Origin of the sequence: Ruegeria haliotis (assembly GCF_013377785.1) — a bacterium.
GTDB classification, from domain to species: domain Bacteria; phylum Pseudomonadota; class Alphaproteobacteria; order Rhodobacterales; family Rhodobacteraceae; genus Ruegeria; species Ruegeria haliotis.
On the sequence record NZ_JABXWT010000023.1, the window covers coordinates 1 to 18,309 of the forward strand.

Sequence of the window (18,309 nt, forward strand, 5' to 3'; positions counted from 1 at the left end):
GAAAATGCGTGCCCTTAAATGAGATCGTCACGGCCAGCCCCCGCCATGTTCGAGTGCGCGCTACCAGAAATACAATCTACCTGACAGGTAAGGACGAAGTTTGCGACAGATCCGACGTAAGGGACTTGGTTTGCGGAACCCATCAGGGCCAGCGGTCAAAGCCGCGCAAATAGGCCGGACACACGACTGCTTCTGAAAAATGCACGAAATCAGCTCAAAAATGTCTTGCTATGCAGGAGCCATCCACACAAGACCGTCGCTGCCTTTGCAGCACTGGGCCTCAGCGACGGCAGCTATGTGCAGGGAGCGGAATTTGGATCAAGGATGCAGTGTTTTGGAGCCATGGACAGCAGCAATGCGAGACAATACAGACTTTCCCTGCACGTGCCTCAGTGGCAGCTATTTACACATCGTGCCTGTCGCAAAGAGAACGAGGCAAAGCCGGATACAGGCCAATCACTTCGGTCGATTGAAATGGGTTATCCCGAATTTATTCACGTCAACGCAGGATAAACCTACTGCCTTCAAGCTAGGTGTTTGTCGATATTGGATAGCCACCATGACATCAAAACTACGCATCTATTTGTCAAAGCTAATGCTCAGTTCATCTGAGGTAGCGACACTCTGGCAGGATAGTATATCTCCTCGGGCGACGTCGCTGTCTTCGAGGGCCATTCGAGCATGCATGTGAACCCGACCATTTGTCAGACGCGCTTTGCAGGCGCCGCATACTCCGGACTGGCAACTGAAAGGTGGCGTCAAGCCAGCCGACAATATCGCATTCAGTAGGGTTTGATCTGCGGCAACAGGAACCTCATACGTCGCCCCGCCCAGATCAACTTTTGCATTGGCGGCGATCCCCGTCACACTGGATGCTGGGGCTGCTGCCCCTCCAAAGCTTTCCGCATGAATTCGGTTCGCAGGTACATCCAGTGCCATCAGCGCGTTGTTCACCTCCGTATTCATAGCTCCGGGTCCGCAAATCCAGTATTGGACATCTTGCGCCACAGGCGGGGTTTCCATCACGGCGGCCTTTATGGCATCGGCATCCACACGACCTTTTCGCCACGGGCTGGACCACCTCCACAGCGAGGGCGCAGACAGAACATGGCGCAATGTGAACCGGGCGGCATGATCCCTTGCCAGATTGTCCAGTTCTTCGCCAAAGATGATGTTTTCCCCATCGGCGTTGCCATAAATTAGATGAGCCACTGAATGAGGTTCTTCTTTGAGGACCGCGTTGATCATTGCGAAAAGCGGCGTGATGCCACTGCCTGCGCCAAAGAAGTAATGGGTGCGGCGCTTCAGCGGGTCCGGCGTCAGGGAGAACTGACCGAATGGCGGCATGACATCGACCGTATCGCCGGGCTTTAGGTGGTCTCCGATATGATTGGACACCAGCCCACCGGCCACCCGTTTTACGGTGATGCGCAGAGGGGCACCCGGTGGGTTGGAAATGCTGTAGCTGCGGCGTTGCTCTTTCTCGTTGAGGTGGAATCGCAGAGTGACATGCTGACCGGCTTGCCAGCCAAGTGTTTTTGCCAGACTGGCCGGTAGATCGAAGGTCACGCTTGTGGCTTTGCCTTTGATCTCAGGTCGGATTTCAGAAACTTTCAGGGAAAAGAAATCTGGGTTCATGGTTTCCTCAACGATAATCAAACGTGGTGTCGAGAGCTCGGATTGCCAGCCGACCAACTTGGGAGACGATGATAAACCTATCCGTCTGAGTCATCGTTCCAGTTGTGTCGCCCCAGATGTAGTCAATACGGGTTGTGGCGGTGACACGTGTTCCGCCCTCGGTGGATTCCGAGGAAATCGTGGGCACCTCGCGCCTCGTTTCCCTGTATCCCTGCATCGCGTCGGCCAATGTGGGATCCTGATGCCAATCAGGAAGTGTTTCCCAATCGGCCACCGAATAGGAAAACGTCTCATCTGGTTGCCCAAGCCCGAATTTTATTGTGACAGTATGCACTGCCTTCGAGTGCCAGTCTTTCCACGTCGCGGCGATTGCTGCCTCATCTGTGGCATTGAGATAGCGCGCCGCCAGGTCCTTGGGTTCGTCTGATGGGTTGGCCAAGACCAATCCAGTTGCCAGGATCGTACCGATAAAGGTTGCAAAAATGCGTTTCATTTACTTTCCAAATTCAGCGGAGTGGATGGAGTTGTACGACCAGGCTATTGAAGGCGTGATCCGATATAGACCCAAGGCATCTGGCTAAGTTCCCGCCTCTTGTGTCTCAAGGAAGTCCAGGATTGCTTGTTGGTGTCTGACAACCGGGCTTTCTCCGTTGGCGGCAGGGCCAACCTCAAAAAACGGGCTGGTCAAAGACTTCTGCTGTTGCTCACAGGCGTAAATATCTTCGGCTGTGAAATCACCTGACGCCATAGGATCATCTTCGCCGGTTGCGTCGCTGTCAGGATATTTTGGGCCGCCGAAATCCTTCCAGAAACTCCAACTGCTCCACTCCTGTTTCTGAAATTCCCACCCTGAGGCATTCGCCAGCTTGGTGCGGTTCTCCACGCGCGTCAGATCAGGACCCAAGGGCGTGATAATAAAGATGTTCCAGCTATCCTCGCCAGCGCCAAGCCCGATACCGGGAAACAGCATTGGCACCCAGGCCCCAATATGGGGTTCTGGTATCACCCGCGGCGTAGGCAGGTTTTTCTCCAAGTTCGTTGCGTAATCAGGCGCTGGCGGTTCCCAGAAGTGATAATGAGGACCTTTCCAGCCGTATTCCGCCCGCGCATGATCATACATGTGGAGCGTGTTCGAATGAAGATGGCTCAGGTGATAGACGTCGATATAGTTCTCGACCACGATCTTCCAGTTGGCTTTGATCTCATAACTTCGCCGGGCATCGGGATATTCCACCAGCTCTTCCGGTTTGTGGGGGCCCAGTAGCGGATCAACAGCGCCCAACCACTCGGCAAGGCTGGGTGGATTTGGATCGGGATGAACAAACAGCATGCCACGCCAGATATCGACACTGGCGGGTTTCAGGCCGAGGCAGGATTTATCAACGCCATTGGGGTATTCCTTTGCCTCATCCGGAACAGAAATCAGGTTGCCCTCGAGATCATAGGTCCAGTCATGATAGGGGCATGTCAGCGCCTTTTGCGTTTTGCCGACCGCCCTGATCAACTGGGTGCCGCGGTGACGGCAGATGTTGTGAAACGCCCGCAGACGGTGATCGCGTCCCATCACGATAAAGATGTTGTTCAGCCCCGCCTGAACCGACACAAAATGACCGGGCTCTGGCACGTCCTCAGCCAAACCTGCATAGCGCCATGTGCGTGAGAAAATCAGCCGCTGTTCGCGATCAAACCAATCTTGCGACGTATAGGCGTCAACGGGAAGGTGATGGTACATTCGGGTCATGGCAACCTCTTAAACAAGCCAGATGGCGTAGGTCGGAAACAGGCTGGCCGCGATCATCATCAGGCCGAACACAGCCCAAAGGATCGCTACCGCCCAGAAAAGGATCGGGTCGTGTTGGCGCGAGATATCAAATACGAGTGCGGTCTGGCCCGTCATAACTGATGGCACCAACCACCACAGAAACAGCAGGCCCCAAACCCAGTAGAGACCCAGAACAGCCGCAACCAAAAGAACTGGTAAAGCCATATGATTGACAAGGCGTCGGGTGCTCATGCGGTGGCCTCCAAGCTGGCGGCAAGGATCGTTGCAGCCTGTTTCAGCTCCGCGCGCCAGACCTCGGGCGGATTTAGCGGGGTCAGCGAATCCAGGTTCACATATGTTGCGGAAATCCCCTGCGAAACGGCACGGATCTGGGCAGGAGGGGCGTTCGGAAAGGCACGTTTCAACACTGCTTCGATCACTTCAAAGAACTGTTCCAAGCTGTCGACAAGGGGTTGCCGCATTGACGGGTGATTGGCGACGGATGTGACAAGCGACTGGTAGGCCAGCATTACACGCGGATCATTAGGGACAGATTTATCAAACAGTAGATCGATCAGATCAGCTGTTGTGCCCGTTGGTTCCGTCGCGTCCCGAAGGGCGGTAGTCGCCTGTGCAAACCTATCTACGACATGGCTTATAAGGGCGCCGGTCATCTCGTCCTTGTTGCCCAAATAGTGACGCAGGATGGGTCGTTTGACCCCGGCCTCGGTCGCGACGCGCTCTTGGGTTGCCCCCTCCAATCCGAAACGGGACACACATGTGAGATATGCATCAAGAATCTGTTCTGATCGCTGGCCTTTAAGACTGGGACGGGGCATCGCTTCTCTCGTTTATTGTCACATCTGACAAATAACTACTCAAAGTATATTGTCAATAATGACAATTAATAAACCTCTACAAGAACCGGTGCACCCACAACCCCGAGTGGTTACTTCAATGCATTAAGGTTTCAGTGTTTGTTGCCGCTTTCGGTATCTTTCGCCGCATTGAATCGGTGTCGACTTCAAGTTTGCCAAATAGTTTTCCGGCCCAATGGACGGCCCCGGATGTCAAAAGAAAAACCTCTGGCACCACGATCCACTCACCAATCCAGACACCGCCGGAACGCTCATGCTGGTGCAAAGTCAATTCGCCAATTTGCTCGGCGCGTTGACGTCCCAGTCTTCCGACAGCTTCTCCAAACTCTGACGCCCGTTGGTTCTGCTTATGCGCCATTGCAGATGAGGCACCTCGACCCGTTTCATGAGTTTCAGCGATTTCGGCGATGTCGGTTGAGGACAACAAATTCACGTTATGTGAGATTTTGCAGATGGTTGCACACAGCGCACCAAGCGCTGTCACGATGTCCGCTATTCCATCCCTTGCATTTTGCCAGTGCGGGTTGATGACGCCCAGTCCCAATGCATGTGCAACAGCACGTTTGATCTGTGACCCATCATCATTGTCATAGGCTCTCAGATCCCCAACTGGTCCTCCGATTTGAACGTTCAACCCTCGCTGCGCGGCGTCATCAATTGCGTTCTGTCGACGCACCAGCTCAGATTTCCAGACCTGCAGTTTGGTGGCGAAGCACATCGGGACGGCGTGCTGGCCGTTGGTGCGTCCCATCATCATCGTGCCCCTATGATGATCGATCTGCTGCTCCAGCAATGTAAGGAGCCGCTGCACATCCAGACCGATCTCTGCGAGTCCGATCTTCATTTGCATTGCAAGAGCCGTATCCATGATGTCTTGCGTCGTTGCGCGGAAGTGAAAGTACTTCGCATGATCGCCAAGCGTTTCGCGCATCTGCTGAATAAGCCCAACAATAGGTCGACCCACAATCAACATGTCCGCCTGCATTTGGTCCTTGTCGAGCATCTGAGGCGACAAAGCCTCAATCGCACGGGCTGCATCATTAGGAATAAGCCCCGCCTCGGCCTGACATCGAGCCAGGGTTTGCTCAACCTTCAACCAGGCTGAGATCGTGCTGTGTTCTGACCAAATGACGCGCATGTCGCGGGTCGAGAAACAGTCGCGATAAAGACCGAACTCAAGCATCACCCAGCCCTCCCGCCGCAAGTTTTCGGTCTTTTAGGACACCCCGGACACGGAACGCTATCGCGCCTGCACCGATGATTATGAAAGCCAGCGCGATTGGGCGTTCGACAAAAATCAGAGCGCCCCCATCCGACATCAATAGCGATTGGCGAAAAGTCTCTTCGGCGCCTTTTGCCAGCACGAATGAGATGACAAAGGCGGCGATATTAAAGTCGTGCTTTCGCATCAGCCAACCAACAAACCCCGCCACGGTCATCACGGTCACGTCGAACATCGACCCGCGTGCAGAATAAGCGGCGACAAAGGCGGTCATGAAGATCATCGGATAGAGGACGTTTGTTGGAATTTTCAGGATCAACCGGGCCACTTGCGTCGCGCCAAAATAGCCGATCAAGCCATACGCAATGATCCCCAGCATGCCGCAAGCAAACAGCTTATAGACCAATTCTTTGTCGGTCAGGAAAAGTGTTGGTCCAACCTGAATGCCATGGATCAGGAAGACACCCAGAAGAATGGCGCCAATGGTCGATCCCGGAATGCCCAGCGTCAACAGTGGTGCCATCGACGGGCCGGACACCGCATTGTTTGCCGCTTCGGGTGCGGCAACACCTTCCAATGCGCCTTTACCCCATTGTTCAGGGTTTTTCGCCCGGCGTTTCCCTTCACCATAGGAAATGAAAGCGGCAATCGCTGAGCCCAGCCCCGGCAGGACACCAATACCCGCGCCAATGAACCCACCGCGCAAGGCGTGCGGCAGGCAAGGTTTGTATTCTTCCCAAGTCAGATTGTTCCCGTCTTGTGTGCTGTCGTTCTCTTTGGTTTCGCCCGGGTTTTTCCGACGGTCTTCCAACTGGGCAAAGACTTCACCCAAAACAAAGACGCCGATCATTAGGGGCACGAGTCCGATGCCATTGGACAAGTCGAACGACCCGAAGGTGTAGCGTTCCTCGCTTGAGATCGGATCAAGCCCAACCATTGCCACCAGAATTCCCATCAGGGCCGACGCCAGTCCTTTGACGATGGACTTGCCGATCACTGATCCGATCACAACGAACGCGGCAAAATAGATCGCAAAGGTTTCCGGCGGCCCCAGTTTCAAAGCGATAGAAGCAATGAAGCCAACACCAATGACCAACAGTATATCGCCCATCAGGTCGCCAATAATCGACGAGATTGTGGCAACCTTCATCGCCTTTCCCGCCTTGCCGGCACGCGCCAGCGGATAGCCGTCAATCTGTGTGGCAGCACTGGCGGCGGTGCCCGGAGTGTTGAACAGAATGGCCGCGATAGACCCACCATAGCGCCCGGATTTGCCAATCACGTAAAGAAACGCCAAGGCGAAAAGGGGTGACATATAGAAGGTGATCGGCAACAGCATTGCGATGGCGGCTGATGCGGTCAATCCGGGGGTCGCACCCACGATCATGCCAACAAACGCCGCCAATACGATGGCAAACAGCAGCATCGGATCAGTAATCACCGAAAGAAGAGCGGGAAAGATTTCCATGAGTTTTACCCCTGAATCCAGTTCAGCAGATCGAAGACCTCGCCATAGGGTGGGAATACGCCGAGCAGCACGAAAAAGATGACGTGAAAGACCAGCGGGCACAGAATGACTGATAGCGCCAATCCGATCCGACTACGGACGCCAAAAATGTAGAGAACCAGCGGAGCAACAATCGCGGTCGGAACAAGGTATCCGAACCATCGGAAAGATTGCTGATAGATCAGCGCAATGATGAAAAGGCCGATGATCTCAAGTGTGGCCCCATTGTCAGGTTCGCCTTGTGCTTCATCTGCGTTCTGACGTGTGGCCCCGATGATCAGGAATCCGGACAGAGCAAGCAGCGCAACAGCTGCAGCAAAAGGCACAATGCCAGCCCATGTATCACCGGGCGAGGCCGCTGGCACTTGCCAGGCACTCCAGATGGCAACACATGAAATGGCTGCCAGAACAAGCCCTTCGGCATAAGCACGCATAATTCCCTCCGTCACACATTGGTCGTTGAGAGAGATCGGGTGGCGATATCGCCACCTGATCCTGTCAGTCTCAGTTCGTCAGGCTATCCACCAAAGGCGCGGCGTCTTCTTTCATCGCCGAAAGTGTTGCCTTGGCATCTGCGCCTTTTTGATAGACCGGGCCGGTTCCGCGTGAGGCCAGAAGTTCGGCAAACTCAGGTTTCGCTGCGATCTGTTCCAGTGCGTCTTCCATGGCCGCAACCACCTCGGGCGGCGTGTCTTTTGGCGCGAATACAATCACTGGTGACGATACGGCCGCGAAAGGTATCCCTAGTTCACCGAACGAAGGCACATCCGACATGATCCCGTCGCGGTCCTGACTGTTGACCGCCAGCGCGCGCAGCTGATCCTCAAACCCGGCCAATTGCTGCACGCCGAGGAAACCGAAATCGGCTTGTTCGCCGATTAGTGCTGCACGGGTTGGACCACCACCTTTGAAAGGTACATCCTGTGCCTCGATGCCGTTGCTGGCCAGAAAGCCCAGGCCGCCAACATGGTGAAACCCGCCGCGTCCCGAATGCGCCCAACGGAGCGATCCTGGATCAGCCTTTGCCGCATCGATCACGTCCTGCACGCTTTCGAATGGGCTATCCTTTGGCACCATCAGCGAAGTCTGCAACTGACCGACCTGAGCGACAAAATTGAAACTGTCCAGCGCGTCAATGTCTGTGTCTCGTGTCATGGTCGACAAAAGAAACGATCCGCCCGACGTCATCATCATCGTGTATCCATCGGGACGTGCACCGACGACAGAGTTGGCGCCGTTCAAGCCACCTGAACCGGGCTTGTTCACAACAACGACCGGTACATCCAAAATACCTTCAGCCGCCGCCGAGATGGCACGGGCATAGGCATCAGTGCCACCACCGGCCTTGTATGGCACAATCAGGTTGATAGGGCGCTTAGGCCAGTCAGCGGCAAAGCTGGCCGTGGCTGTAGCGGCCAAGGCAATGGCGGCAATGGCCGTGTTTAACAATGTTCTACGTTTCATCGGGTCCTCCCATAAGCTCGACCCTAAACTATCCAAGTTTGGGAATTGATAAAAATGCAAAGATAGTATTTACTCTTGCAAAAAATGAAAGCCAGCAGCGATGAACATCAAAGCCTTGCGCGCTTTTAGTATCACTTTGTCCGAAGGCTCTCTGATAGCCGCATCGGAAATCCTGCACTTGAGCCAACCTGCTGTCAGCCGATTGATATCCGGGTTGGAAGCAGAACTAAGGCTTACATTATTTGATCGAAGCGGCCGCAACCTTACACCTACTCCAGAAGGGTTCGCATTCTATCGCGAGGCAGGGCGAATTCTGGAAAATCTGGATGAAGTGCCCAGGATCGCGGCGGAAATTCGAGCGGGACGAACGGAATCACTGCGTATCGTCACGATGCCCAGAATTGCCCAAACTTTGTCCGCCCCCGCAGTGGCACGGTTCTTCAAGGAATATCCTGACATCAACGTCAGCCTGGACGTTCGGGCACGCCGCGAAGCCGGGAAGTGGTTGGCCGGGCGCGAATACGACATCGGCATCGGAGCGCTGCCAGTTGAGCATCCGGGAATTCGCACGCAGCCATTATTGAGAGTTCGGGCACAAGCGATCCTGCCTGCTGATCACAAGCTTGCCAAACGACAAGAACTCGCTGCGACTGCGCTTGTGAATGAACCAATCATCCGTCTGATGCAGGGATTGCTACTGCGAGATCAGCTGGATGATATCTTTCATTCCGCCGGCGTTTCTCCCGGCCAGTCTTGCGAAGTTGCGTCTTCCCAATTGGCCTGCTCGCTTGTTGCAGAAGGGGCGGGCATCACAATCGCGGATGAATTGGTCTCGGCTCAGATTGGTCTCGAAAACTTGGTCTTGGTGCCGGTTATTCCCGAAAAATGGATGACTTTTGGGTTGTTGCACCCGATCTCGCAGCACAGGACCGAAGCTCTTTGCCGTTTCGAAATGGTTCTGCAGGACGTGGTCCGGGAACTGGCAGGTCAAAGCCCAACCTTGGAAGTTGTTCTGGATTAGGACCATTCGATGGTCCGATGCTCGAGGTTTCACATCTATTGAGTGCGTCAGGTTCTTTGCTGACGCATTAGCAGAAAAGATCTACATCACAATGCCGAGATGGGTGGCCAAGGTTCGTTCGTTTAATTGGCAATGGCAGCTGAGTGAACTTAACCCCCATTTGTGGGACGCGCAGCATTCGTTAATATGGGCCCAGAGCGGTCATTGGACGGTTTCGGTGGGACATTGAGCCGGTTCAGACGGCATCAAGGTCAGCAACGCGGGACAAAGCTGAAGTTCATCATTGCAAGGCGAATGACAGCCATCGAAATCCAACGACTGAGGGCGTTCTGGTCCTCTCAAGTAAGGGCAGGTTTTTGTCATTCATCGCCAATCAAACAGTCTGCGTCATCAAAGAAGAACATTACGCCGGGCTCCTTCGCGAAGTTCAGTTGAGGTTCGATAAATACTCTAACGGCTACAGTCCAACTATCAGGTGACCAGCTCCTGAAGGGTGGCTGTCGATCATCTTCGAACTGCCAGCCACGCGCCTCAGCTGTCTGAACAACTGAAGCTCTTCGAACACACCCTAACGTCGCTACGTCAAAGACAAAATTGCTATAGGCCCTTTGTGAACCGCTAACGTTCCGAACGTCCCAAGCGACCAGCGATTGGTAAGCCAATAAGGAACACAGCACTATAATACTGATCACAGTTATTGCCATTCTCATCTAGGTTTTTCTCTTTTCTAGCTGCCTTCACTAATGAAACTCTGGGCCGAAAGGCATTATACGGCCCATCATTTCGGAACTCGCAACCGGGGGAGAATCCTACATCATCGCAAGTGCTACGGAGGATCTGGCCAAGGCCATGTATGATAGGCGCATTGAAGCCATGAAGAAGGCCTTGGACGGCGTTCAGTCCGACTGTGGGTTTAGGTACGATTTCTTGGATCAAAACGCGATTGCGCGATGGGTGAGCGCACATCCGAGCGTTGCAACATGGCTGCGTGAGCGTGTCGACCTTCCGATCCTCACAGGCTGGTTCCCTTATGGTCGTTGGAGCGCGACGCCTGCTGGCGTCAACGACGAAATGATCGTCGGGTCTGGGATAGGCGTACGATTGGGTGCCGACGAACTGATCCATGATCTAAATCAGGCGCTAATCGCAGTACGAGCCAAGGTCTCAACGTCGCGCAAAGCAATCAGGATTGCGGGTTTGTCCGGGGTTGGGAAAACCCGCTTTGTTCAAGCGCTGTTCGAAGATGATGTCGGTGAGAATTCCTTGCCGGCAACTCAAGCTATCTACTGTGATGCGGGCCAAGCAACCGATCCACCACCTCTCCAGATGCTCGAGGTTTTATTGCAAAGGGGCGAATCCGCCTTCGTTGTCGTCGACAATTGTCCACCAGATTTGCATGGTGATCTGGCAAAAAAGCTTGCCGCCTCGACCGCGGCGGTGAAACTTATCACGATCGAATACGATTTGCGCGACGATCGCCTCAACGAAACCGAGGTGATCCGTATGGAAGCGGAAGGGGAGGAGATCGTCGGAAAACTGATACATCGACGCTACCCCAAAATGCGCAGAGGTGATGCGCAACGCATTGCATCCATGAGCGACGGAAACGCGCGCCTTGCACTTGCGTTGGCGGGCGCGGTTCAAGAGACGAGCAGTCTATCGACCCTTGCTGATGTAGAACTATTTGACAGGCTTTTCTGACAGCGAGGTCAGAGATCCGTAGAGTTGGCGGACGCAGCGAATAACGAAGCCGTCGAAGCACCAACTTCGTTTGCGCCAAAATTGAGCAGGTGCAGGTAGATAGCCCCCATGCCAATCCCAATGAAGAGGATTGGGCCCCAGACCTGCCAAGAGTAGTCGAACGGCTGAGATGTGCCTGCTTTGAGGAACACAACAAACGGCAGCAGAACCAAGATGCCAACAACGAAAATCACGAACAAGCCTTCGTCAGGCTTAGGTCGCATGTCCCATTTTTTAAGAAGAACTAAATAAAGCCCACGGCAGGCATTGGAGGCAATCATCAACAAGAAAGCGAGGTGCGGATCGAAATTGATAAGGTTTGAAATGTCCCCGCGAAAAGCGAAGATCAGAGCTCCGGCGAGTGCAATGGCGACACCCAGGTACTGGACAGACCGCAACCGTTCGCCGAGCAACAGTGCCGAGAATAAGATCGTCAACAAGGGCACGCTTGTATAACCCGCACCAAGGTCTATCAAATCACTTGAACGGAGCGCCAAATAAACAAACCACGGCGTGGCGACCACGCCAATACAGGCAAGTATTGTCACGCGGAGTCAGCCGCCTTGGAAGTGTCGGAATGGGTTGCCTTGCCTCTTCAGAACTAAGGGCAAAACAAATATTGCGGCAATCAGGCAGCGCCAAAATGCCAGCGCGACTGGGGAAACCTCTTTGACTGCCAGATTGCCAAACAAGAAATTCCCGGCGCTGATTAGCACTGCGAGCATCAAAGCGCCGTAGGCCAGGGCAGTTTTGTTCACGTTCGTGATTGCAACAGAACACGACCCGCCTATGAAACAAAGCACCTAGACTCGCATTGGACTTTAATAGCAACACTTTCGCAGAACGCAGGCGGACATTGCACTGCCAATGGGCGTCTAAACTGTCCACTGGGCGCATGATTATTTAGGGCTAAGTTTTTTGCGCCCATGTCACAAACCGCATGCTTGCCGCATCCTGTTTATGCGCGTTATGAAAAAAGGAGAACCAAATGCAATCCCGTCTCAACAATTTCGCCGTTGCCCCGCAATTGATGTAGCCAATGCTCGACATGGTCGAGCGCCTCAAAACAGCGGGCGTAGTACTCAGCCTGAACGAACTGATATAATTGCCTGTTTCGCAGATCAACGGCTGCGTCTTCTGTATGCTCAGATATGGGTCTTATCTCAACCCTACCTGGAGTTGGCGACACATGTCTTGGCAATACCCACCACGCGCACAGACGGTACTTTTTTCTACTCTCCTCAACCGTTGCTTGATTTTTTGTAGCTTGTTCTGCACAACTATAGTGACACGGGCCTGCGCGCCATCTTGGCCGGTGTTCGGAAAAACGGCGATCTACGAATTGCGCCGATTTCGGAATTGGATATGGTGGCGTTGATGTCGTTGGGAGGATTAGCATGAGTGTTGAAGACCTGAAGGAATATGCCCGTCGTTGCGCCGCAGATCCCGATTTGCGCGCCAAAGCCAAAGAAATCGGCGCCACTGATCTGGACGGTCAGATCGCACATGCCGCATCCATGGGTCTGACTTGGAACAAGGAAGACATGGTTGCCTTCCAGGAGGAGCTCCAAGCCGATGGCGAGCTTGGCGAAGATGACCTGGAAAAAGTTGCCGGCGGCGTCGTGACAACCACCGCAGCAGCAGCGGCGGCAGTTGTATCCGCAGCCGCCGCAGTGGTCGGGACCGCGACGGCGGTCACCACTACAACATCCGGCAGTGGCTGGTAACAGATTGGCGCAGCCTTCGGGGCAGATTGCGGGATTCGGAGTGGTGGCGTTGATATCGTTTGGAGGTTTAACATGAGTGTTGAGAACCTGAAGGAATATGCCCGTCGTTGCGCCGCAGATCCTGAGTTGCGCGCCAAGGCCAAAGAAATCGGTGCCACTGATCTTGATGGCCAGATCGCACATGCGGCCTCTATGGGTTTGAATTGGACCAGGGAAGACATGGGCGCCTTTCAGGAGGAGCTCCAAGCCGATGGCGAGCTTAGCGAAGATGACTTGGAAAAAGTTGCCGGCGGCGTCGTGACAACTACCGCTGCGGCGGCGGCGGTTGCTGTGGCGACGGCCTCTGCGGCAGTAGCCACGGCCGCTACTGCGGTTACCTCTACAACCTCCGGCAGTGGCTGGTAGTGAAATGGGGCAGACTTCCGGACGTGCGAGTTTTCAGCTTGATCCTCCGGGCAATTGTCCGGGGGTATCCCGTTAAACGACAACGATACCTCGCTGCGTTGGAATTTGGACCGACTCGGCTCGCGCTACTCAAATCAGTCTGGCAAGCTGCGGCCTTTCGGCTATGTCTGGTCAGACATGAATAAAAAGACACTTTATGCCGCTCGCTGATTACGGAAAACTCTATCTTTCGCCGCTTGAGCCGTTTGTGCGTTCGCCCCAGTCTGTTGCAGAAGCCATCGCACATTGGCGCGAGGAACTCTCTTGTGGACACCGGCTACGCGTACGGGGCAGCGGCCATAGTCTGAGCGGCGCAAGCCTGCCCAGAAGAGGCGAAACACTGTTTCTGACCCATGGTCTCAACCAGTTTGAAGTCGTGGGAGCCGACCTGCTGCGGGTCGGTAGCGGTGCAATCATGTGGGATATCCGCGATTTCGTAGCCGCTCATGGATTGAGCTTGCCGGTTTTTAATGGGGGATGGGCCGGTCCAACATTGGGTGGCTATGTCAACGCGGGCGGCATGGGGTTGCGTGTGCCGCCAACCACCCGAGAAGCTGCCGCGCGCGGAGAGTCCAATGACGGTTATGCCTCAATCTCGGAAACACATGGCGGCTTTTGGGCCCATGTCGTGGCTCTCACTCTGATCGATGGCCGTGGTGAGTTGCGTCAATTGACCCCGGAAGATTCTGATTTTTATTGGATATTTGCCGCAATGGGGCAATTTGGGTTGATCCTGGATGTAACCCTTCGACTTCAGGCCATTCCGGGCGTGGCCAATCAATTTACGGTCGGTCAATCGGGCGAAATCCCAATCACCAATCCGCTCAACCCTTCCGAGACAAACGATCTGCCGGATGCAGTTGGTATCGACTGGCTTTATTGGTTCTCGGCCATGGTACCGATCGATGAAGAAGACCGATTCTGGGCGTTGGTCGGAGATTGGGCAAACCGCCACTCCGCTACGCTAGAGCCGAGTGGCGGTTGGGTCGGGCCATCTCTGAATGGAGAGCCCATCGGTTTTCGGTATCTTGTCAAACGGCGTGCCCCGGTGCCTCCGCTGCTGTACCCGAGGGACGAAGATTTTGTCCTGATGGGGGTCATGGCCCTTTGCCGCGGCATCGGCAAGCCAGAGGTGGAAACCGCGCTCGTCGAAGCCGAGCAAGAATTTGTTTCATCCATTGTTGATGAAGGCGGTCGCCTGTACGTTCAAGCTGAGAATCTGAGCCGGTCATTAGATTATGCGGACTATTACGACGCAGATACTTGGGCGCACTTTTGTGCTTTGAAGAAGAAATATGACCCGCAAAGCCTTGTGAATATCGGGGAGCTGCAGCGATCAAAAGAGACGGAGCCCGTAACCGTTGCTCAGATCCGTAGGCTTGCGGCTGCTACGCAGCGTGTTTTGAATACATAGCCCAGTTCGGCCTCGGAGGCGAAAATGGACGAAGCGCAAACTGCAGATGTTGCGGTGATTGGGGGCGGCCCGGCAGGGTCGGTTATGGCAGGTCTGTGCGCCAAGGCTGGTCTGTCCACTGTCCTTTTCGAAAGAGAAAACGGGCCGCGTTATCGCATCGGTGAATCATTGCTGCCAGCCACGATGCGGCAAGTTTTGCCCCTGATCGGCGCACAGGACGCCGTTGATGCCGAAACCTACATCGTGAAGCGCGGCGCCACATTCTGCTGGGGCGCCGACAAACAGGACATCTGGACCCTCGCCTTCGGCCCCGACCAAGCCGACGATCCCCCTCTTGCCCTCAATGTTGATCGCGCAAGTTTTGACGAAATTCTTTTGTCGAGTGCGCAGAAATGCGGTGCGACTCTACTCAGAGGGCATGACGCAATTTCCGTCGGTGATGGCGACGCGCAGCAAGGTCGTAGCGTGACCTATATCCATCGAGAGAGCGCGAAGCAAAATGCGTTGCGCGCAAGATTTGTCGTGAACGCCACCGGACAAATGCGCCTGAACATCCCTGAATTGGATGCGCGCGAACATTCGCACTTCTTTCGCAAGGTGGCGGTTTGGGGATACTGGGTAGGTGGAGGACGACTTGACGCTCCTCTGGAGGGGAACGTCTTTTTCGAGACTCTGGAGACCGAACATGGGACGGCCTGGGTTTGGTATATTCCCCTGCGGAACGGATTGACCAGTGTGGGCGTGGTTGCCCCGCGCGACTGCCTGGCCAACCTGCGGTTGGACGCCCGGACAGGTTTGGCAAACTGGCTTGCGACATGCCCGCGGACAACTGAGTTGCTGCGCAATGCCACACCCGCAGAGCATGCGCCCTACGACCAGGTGAGCCTGTGCGCGGATTACTCTTATGCATCCAAAGCGTTCAGCGCGCCGGGCGTCGTGCAGGTCGGCGATGCCGCCTGTTTCGTAGATGTGCTTTTGTCCTCAGGTGTGCATCTGGCAACCTACGGGGCGCTCTTGGCAGCCCGGTCGATAAAGGCGACTCTCTCTGGCGCGATACCGGAAGATATCGCCATGGCCGAATACGAGAGCCGCCTGCGGCAAGAATTTGCTGTGTTCTACGCAGGGCTTTCGGGTCTCTACGATATGGAGAAGCGGTCGCAAGACTATGTCGGCTGGCTGCGCGCCCTGTTACAAAACAGCAACGGGGTGCTCATGGAATGGGGACAGTCATTGGATAATCCCGGTGGACTGAATGTTGATGGAGCGTCTTGCTCGGACGCAGACCTGCACGCACAGGTACAGAGAAACCTGACGATGATGCGCGGGTACAATTCCTATCAATTGGCCTATGAAGGCCCGCCAAAGGCGACGCCAATTGCTGCCCTACCTGCGATCCGTAATGTGTTGGCAATCGACGAGCATGGCGAATGGATCATACCGGCGCATACGATACGTACACCCACACTCGCCACTTCGGTCACCTGATAAAAGGGAATCACACCTTCCTTGGCTGGGTCATTCCGAATGCTCACAAATCAGCCTCGGATCTCTCACGGCGACGGATTGAGTGCTTCAGCCTCAGGCGGATTCTTTACTTGTTTCAGAACAAAAAAAGGGGCGGATGTGCTCCGCCCCTTCGAACTGTCTGTCAGCTAATTTACCAACCGCTACCGGTCGAGGCTGACGTTACTGCGGCGGCGGTGCCGACAACGGCGGCCGCTGCGCCGACAACGGCTGCTGCGGCCGCGGCCGTGGTGGTCACAACACCACCGGCAACTTTTTCCAGATCATCTTCGCTAAGCTCGCCATCGGCTTGGAGCTCCTCCTGGAAGGCGGCCATGTCTTCCTTGGTCCAGTTCAACCCCATGGAGGCCGCATGCTCAATCTGGCCATCCAGATTGGTTGCGCCAATCTCTTTCGCCTTGGCCCGCAAATCTGGATCACTTGCACAACGGCGTGCATATTCCTTCAGGTCTTCGACACTCATTGAATTGTCCCTTCTCACGTTTCGCCACGAGTCAAATCAATACCAGGTCCGCGACCGGACGCACAACCAAACCAAATGGCCTTGTTATTATTCACACGATAAAAGTGTACCGAGGGCTCATCAAAAATCAAGCGCCGTTATTTGAAAGCCGAGTGTTTTTGCCTGAGCTGTTGGGCATGCGATAAGCAAGCACCGCCTACTGCACGGCGTGGCAAACCTGAAAAACACTGGTGATCTTGGTTTGAAGCGGGCGCAATAGCATCTGATTTGCCGACTGCCTTGATCTCGCCGAATGGGCCAAAACCCGCTTCAGCGAACCAACAATCGCGATTACTCCAGGGCAATGGCTGCGCCTAACCGGAAGCCAGAGACGGACCTTCGGTCACGAGAGAGACCACATTGGCCACCCCGTCGAGCCCGGCGCGGGTGCGCAAACCTGAATCTGAGAAGATTTCCTGCAAGCCTGCGAAGGCAGCCGCTCCAGATTGCTGGGTCAAGACCTCGGATGTGGCATGGGAAGATCGAAGATCATTCATCGCCTTGAGGGCTGCGAGATCAGAAATGGCCATCGCGCCAAAAAGCCTGTCACGCAGGAGGTCCCAAGCCACGTTGGATGGTGTCTCGCACGCGAGGCAAGACATAGAGGTTGTGGCCCCTTCAGGAACGCTTCTAAGATCTCCGGCCTGCAAACTGGCGGCGATTGGCGCCATGTGAAGGGGCTCTACGGTGATAATACGAGGCATCTGCACGCCTAGTCTTGTGGCGAACCGCGCCGCTACGCCAGCCGCCAAAGCACCGACACCTGCTGGCACCAGGACATGTGTGGGCGGTGATGGCAATTGTTTGAGAATTTCATCCACGATCCGTCCGTAGCCAAAGAGCGTCAGATAGGGGATTTCCTCGAACCCCGCGCGACCTGTGTCGGAGAATTCGACGGCACCAGTCTTCTGAGCGTCTTCGGCTGCTGCTGCAATCGCCCGGTCATAGCCGCCCTCGACCGCCACAACTCGCGCTCCAAACTGCATGATCCGATCAAAGCTCTCCTGTGGTACGGATGCTGGCATGTAGATGGTCGCGGCAACACCCAAGCGCTCCGCGGCCCATGCAACTGCGCGACCATGGTTGCCATCGGATGCGCAGACGAACCTGTTCGCATTTGCCAGGTCCGGCTTTGCGGCCAGAACCCCAAGAACACCGAGCGCCTTGAAGCAGGACAGGCCTTCATCTGCAAAGCGCTTGCCTTCATTCTTGATCCAACACGTTACACGCCCGTCGCTGTTGTACTTGTCTGCGACTAAAGGGGTTTGCGTCATGGCAGAATGCTTTGCGATGGCCGAAAGGATTCCGTCGGATTGCAAGGCAAACACCGTCCCGGGGGACACGGGCGACCAATGGGCGTTCCGAAAGTAGGCTGTTGAAGAACCGATTTGCACAGCTGCGCACTCCGAAAGGGGATGGTAGAAAATTCTTCTAGCTGTCTTTTGGGGGAAGCTATACAATCTAAA

At 54.9% G+C, this 18,309-nt stretch carries 18 protein-coding genes and 1 pseudogene; 6 read left to right on the forward strand and 13 right to left on the reverse strand.

The window, feature by feature from the left end:
- Positions 1–579: 579 nt before the first annotated feature.
- The 9 genes from HW561_RS21280 to HW561_RS21320 form a co-directional block, all read right to left on the reverse strand.
- Positions 580–1,638: a 2Fe-2S iron-sulfur cluster-binding protein gene (locus HW561_RS21280; RefSeq protein WP_176867367.1), complete on the reverse strand. Its 1,059-nt coding sequence runs from the start codon at positions 1,636–1,638 to the stop codon at positions 580–582.
- A gap of 7 nt (positions 1,639–1,645) precedes the next feature.
- The gene (locus tag HW561_RS21285) at positions 1,646–2,131 is read right to left on the reverse strand and encodes a hypothetical protein (protein WP_176867368.1); all 486 of its coding nucleotides are present in this window, start codon (positions 2,129–2,131) and stop codon (positions 1,646–1,648) included.
- Positions 2,132–2,215: 84 nt separating this feature from the next.
- On the reverse strand, positions 2,216–3,379 hold the full coding sequence (locus HW561_RS21290; protein ID WP_211198727.1) for an aromatic ring-hydroxylating oxygenase subunit alpha: 1,164 nt from the start codon (positions 3,377–3,379) through the stop codon (positions 2,216–2,218).
- A gap of 9 nt (positions 3,380–3,388) precedes the next feature.
- A complete protein-coding gene (locus tag HW561_RS21295) occupies positions 3,389–3,652 on the reverse strand; it encodes a hypothetical protein (RefSeq protein ID WP_176867369.1) in 264 nt (87 codons plus the stop codon).
- Positions 3,649–4,239: a TetR/AcrR family transcriptional regulator gene (locus HW561_RS21300; RefSeq protein WP_176867370.1), complete on the reverse strand. Its 591-nt coding sequence runs from the start codon at positions 4,237–4,239 to the stop codon at positions 3,649–3,651. The genes HW561_RS21295 and HW561_RS21300 overlap by 4 nt, the downstream gene beginning before the upstream one ends.
- Before the next feature lie 115 nt (positions 4,240–4,354).
- Positions 4,355–5,461, reverse strand: a complete 1,107-nt coding sequence (locus HW561_RS21305; protein WP_176867371.1) for a lyase family protein — start codon at positions 5,459–5,461, stop codon at positions 4,355–4,357.
- A complete protein-coding gene (locus HW561_RS21310) occupies positions 5,454–6,968 on the reverse strand; it encodes a tripartite tricarboxylate transporter permease (protein ID WP_176867372.1) in 1,515 nt (504 codons plus the stop codon). Before HW561_RS21310 ends, HW561_RS21305 begins: the two co-directional genes overlap by 8 nt.
- A 5-nt stretch (positions 6,969–6,973) precedes the next feature.
- Positions 6,974–7,441: a tripartite tricarboxylate transporter TctB family protein gene (locus tag HW561_RS21315; RefSeq protein WP_176867373.1), complete on the reverse strand. Its 468-nt coding sequence runs from the start codon at positions 7,439–7,441 to the stop codon at positions 6,974–6,976.
- A 70-nt stretch (positions 7,442–7,511) separates the two neighbouring features.
- Positions 7,512–8,471 carry a tripartite tricarboxylate transporter substrate binding protein gene (locus HW561_RS21320; RefSeq protein ID WP_176867374.1) on the reverse strand — a complete coding sequence of 320 codons (960 nt, stop codon included), beginning with the start codon at positions 8,469–8,471 and terminating at the stop codon, positions 7,512–7,514.
- A gap of 100 nt (positions 8,472–8,571) precedes the next feature.
- Between HW561_RS21320 and HW561_RS21325 the strand changes: the two genes are divergently transcribed.
- Together HW561_RS21325 and HW561_RS21330 are read left to right on the forward strand one after the other, a co-directional pair.
- Positions 8,572–9,492 (forward strand): LysR family transcriptional regulator, encoded by a 921-nt coding sequence (locus HW561_RS21325; protein ID WP_176867375.1) that lies wholly within the window; start codon positions 8,572–8,574, stop codon positions 9,490–9,492.
- 927 nt (positions 9,493–10,419) lie between these two features.
- Positions 10,420–11,193: a hypothetical protein gene (locus tag HW561_RS21330; protein WP_176867376.1), complete on the forward strand. Its 774-nt coding sequence runs from the start codon at positions 10,420–10,422 to the stop codon at positions 11,191–11,193.
- Between the two features lie 8 nt (positions 11,194–11,201).
- Here HW561_RS21330 and HW561_RS24070 read toward each other — a convergent pair whose 3' ends face one another.
- On the reverse strand, positions 11,202–11,513 hold the full coding sequence (locus HW561_RS24070) for an EamA family transporter (RefSeq protein ID WP_328803321.1): 312 nt from the start codon (positions 11,511–11,513) through the stop codon (positions 11,202–11,204).
- A 72-nt stretch (positions 11,514–11,585) separates the two neighbouring features.
- A pseudogene (locus tag HW561_RS24075) lies at positions 11,586–11,957 on the reverse strand (EamA family transporter); the annotation flags it as partial.
- A 672-nt stretch (positions 11,958–12,629) separates the two neighbouring features.
- Between HW561_RS24075 and HW561_RS21345 the strand changes: the two are divergent.
- From HW561_RS21345 to HW561_RS21360, 4 genes are all read left to right on the forward strand, one after another.
- The gene (locus HW561_RS21345; RefSeq protein ID WP_176867379.1) at positions 12,630–12,959 is read left to right on the forward strand and encodes a Nif11-like leader peptide family RiPP precursor; all 330 of its coding nucleotides are present in this window, start codon (positions 12,630–12,632) and stop codon (positions 12,957–12,959) included.
- A gap of 72 nt (positions 12,960–13,031) precedes the next feature.
- Positions 13,032–13,364, forward strand: a complete 333-nt coding sequence (locus tag HW561_RS21350) for a Nif11-like leader peptide family RiPP precursor (RefSeq protein WP_176867380.1) — start codon at positions 13,032–13,034, stop codon at positions 13,362–13,364.
- Between the two features lie 196 nt (positions 13,365–13,560).
- Entirely contained in the window at positions 13,561–14,817 is a 1,257-nt protein-coding gene (locus HW561_RS21355) for an FAD-binding oxidoreductase (protein ID WP_176867381.1), read from the forward strand.
- Between the two features lie 24 nt (positions 14,818–14,841).
- On the forward strand, positions 14,842–16,302 hold the full coding sequence (locus tag HW561_RS21360) for an NAD(P)/FAD-dependent oxidoreductase (RefSeq protein WP_176867382.1): 1,461 nt from the start codon (positions 14,842–14,844) through the stop codon (positions 16,300–16,302).
- A gap of 172 nt (positions 16,303–16,474) precedes the next feature.
- Here HW561_RS21360 and HW561_RS21365 read toward each other — a convergent pair whose 3' ends face one another.
- Together HW561_RS21365 and HW561_RS21370 are read right to left on the reverse strand one after the other, a co-directional pair.
- Positions 16,475–16,804, reverse strand: coding sequence for a Nif11-like leader peptide family RiPP precursor (locus HW561_RS21365; RefSeq protein ID WP_176867383.1), 330 nt, complete (start codon positions 16,802–16,804; stop codon positions 16,475–16,477).
- Between the two features lie 353 nt (positions 16,805–17,157).
- Positions 17,158–18,117: a pyridoxal-phosphate dependent enzyme gene (locus tag HW561_RS21370; RefSeq protein WP_176867384.1), complete on the reverse strand. Its 960-nt coding sequence runs from the start codon at positions 18,115–18,117 to the stop codon at positions 17,158–17,160.
- Positions 18,118–18,309 lie beyond the last annotated feature (192 nt).

Coding starts and splice junctions, on each gene's coding strand:
- HW561_RS24070 (WP_328803321.1), bottom strand. CDS start 11,513: ATGATTGCCTCCAATGCCTGCCGTGGGCTTTATTTAGTTCTTCTTAAA.
- HW561_RS21360 (WP_176867382.1), top strand. CDS start 14,842: ATGGACGAAGCGCAAACTGCAGATGTTGCGGTGATTGGGGGCGGCCCG.
- HW561_RS21295 (WP_176867369.1), bottom strand. CDS start 3,652: ATGAGCACCCGACGCCTTGTCAATCATATGGCTTTACCAGTTCTTTTG.
- HW561_RS21305 (WP_176867371.1), bottom strand. CDS start 5,461: ATGCTTGAGTTCGGTCTTTATCGCGACTGTTTCTCGACCCGCGACATG.
- HW561_RS21315 (WP_176867373.1), bottom strand. CDS start 7,441: ATGCGTGCTTATGCCGAAGGGCTTGTTCTGGCAGCCATTTCATGTGTT.
- HW561_RS21355 (WP_176867381.1), top strand. CDS start 13,561: ATGCCGCTCGCTGATTACGGAAAACTCTATCTTTCGCCGCTTGAGCCG.
- HW561_RS21325 (WP_176867375.1), top strand. CDS start 8,572: ATGAACATCAAAGCCTTGCGCGCTTTTAGTATCACTTTGTCCGAAGGC.
- HW561_RS21290 (WP_211198727.1), bottom strand. CDS start 3,379: ATGACCCGAATGTACCATCACCTTCCCGTTGACGCCTATACGTCGCAA.
- HW561_RS21350 (WP_176867380.1), top strand. CDS start 13,032: ATGAGTGTTGAGAACCTGAAGGAATATGCCCGTCGTTGCGCCGCAGAT.
- HW561_RS21365 (WP_176867383.1), bottom strand. CDS start 16,804: ATGAGTGTCGAAGACCTGAAGGAATATGCACGCCGTTGTGCAAGTGAT.
- HW561_RS21285 (WP_176867368.1), bottom strand. CDS start 2,131: ATGAAACGCATTTTTGCAACCTTTATCGGTACGATCCTGGCAACTGGA.
- HW561_RS21310 (WP_176867372.1), bottom strand. CDS start 6,968: ATGGAAATCTTTCCCGCTCTTCTTTCGGTGATTACTGATCCGATGCTG.
- HW561_RS21370 (WP_176867384.1), bottom strand. CDS start 18,117: ATGACGCAAACCCCTTTAGTCGCAGACAAGTACAACAGCGACGGGCGT.
- HW561_RS21280 (WP_176867367.1), bottom strand. CDS start 1,638: ATGAACCCAGATTTCTTTTCCCTGAAAGTTTCTGAAATCCGACCTGAG.
- HW561_RS21320 (WP_176867374.1), bottom strand. CDS start 8,471: ATGAAACGTAGAACATTGTTAAACACGGCCATTGCCGCCATTGCCTTG.
- HW561_RS21345 (WP_176867379.1), top strand. CDS start 12,630: ATGAGTGTTGAAGACCTGAAGGAATATGCCCGTCGTTGCGCCGCAGAT.
- HW561_RS21300 (WP_176867370.1), bottom strand. CDS start 4,239: ATGCCCCGTCCCAGTCTTAAAGGCCAGCGATCAGAACAGATTCTTGAT.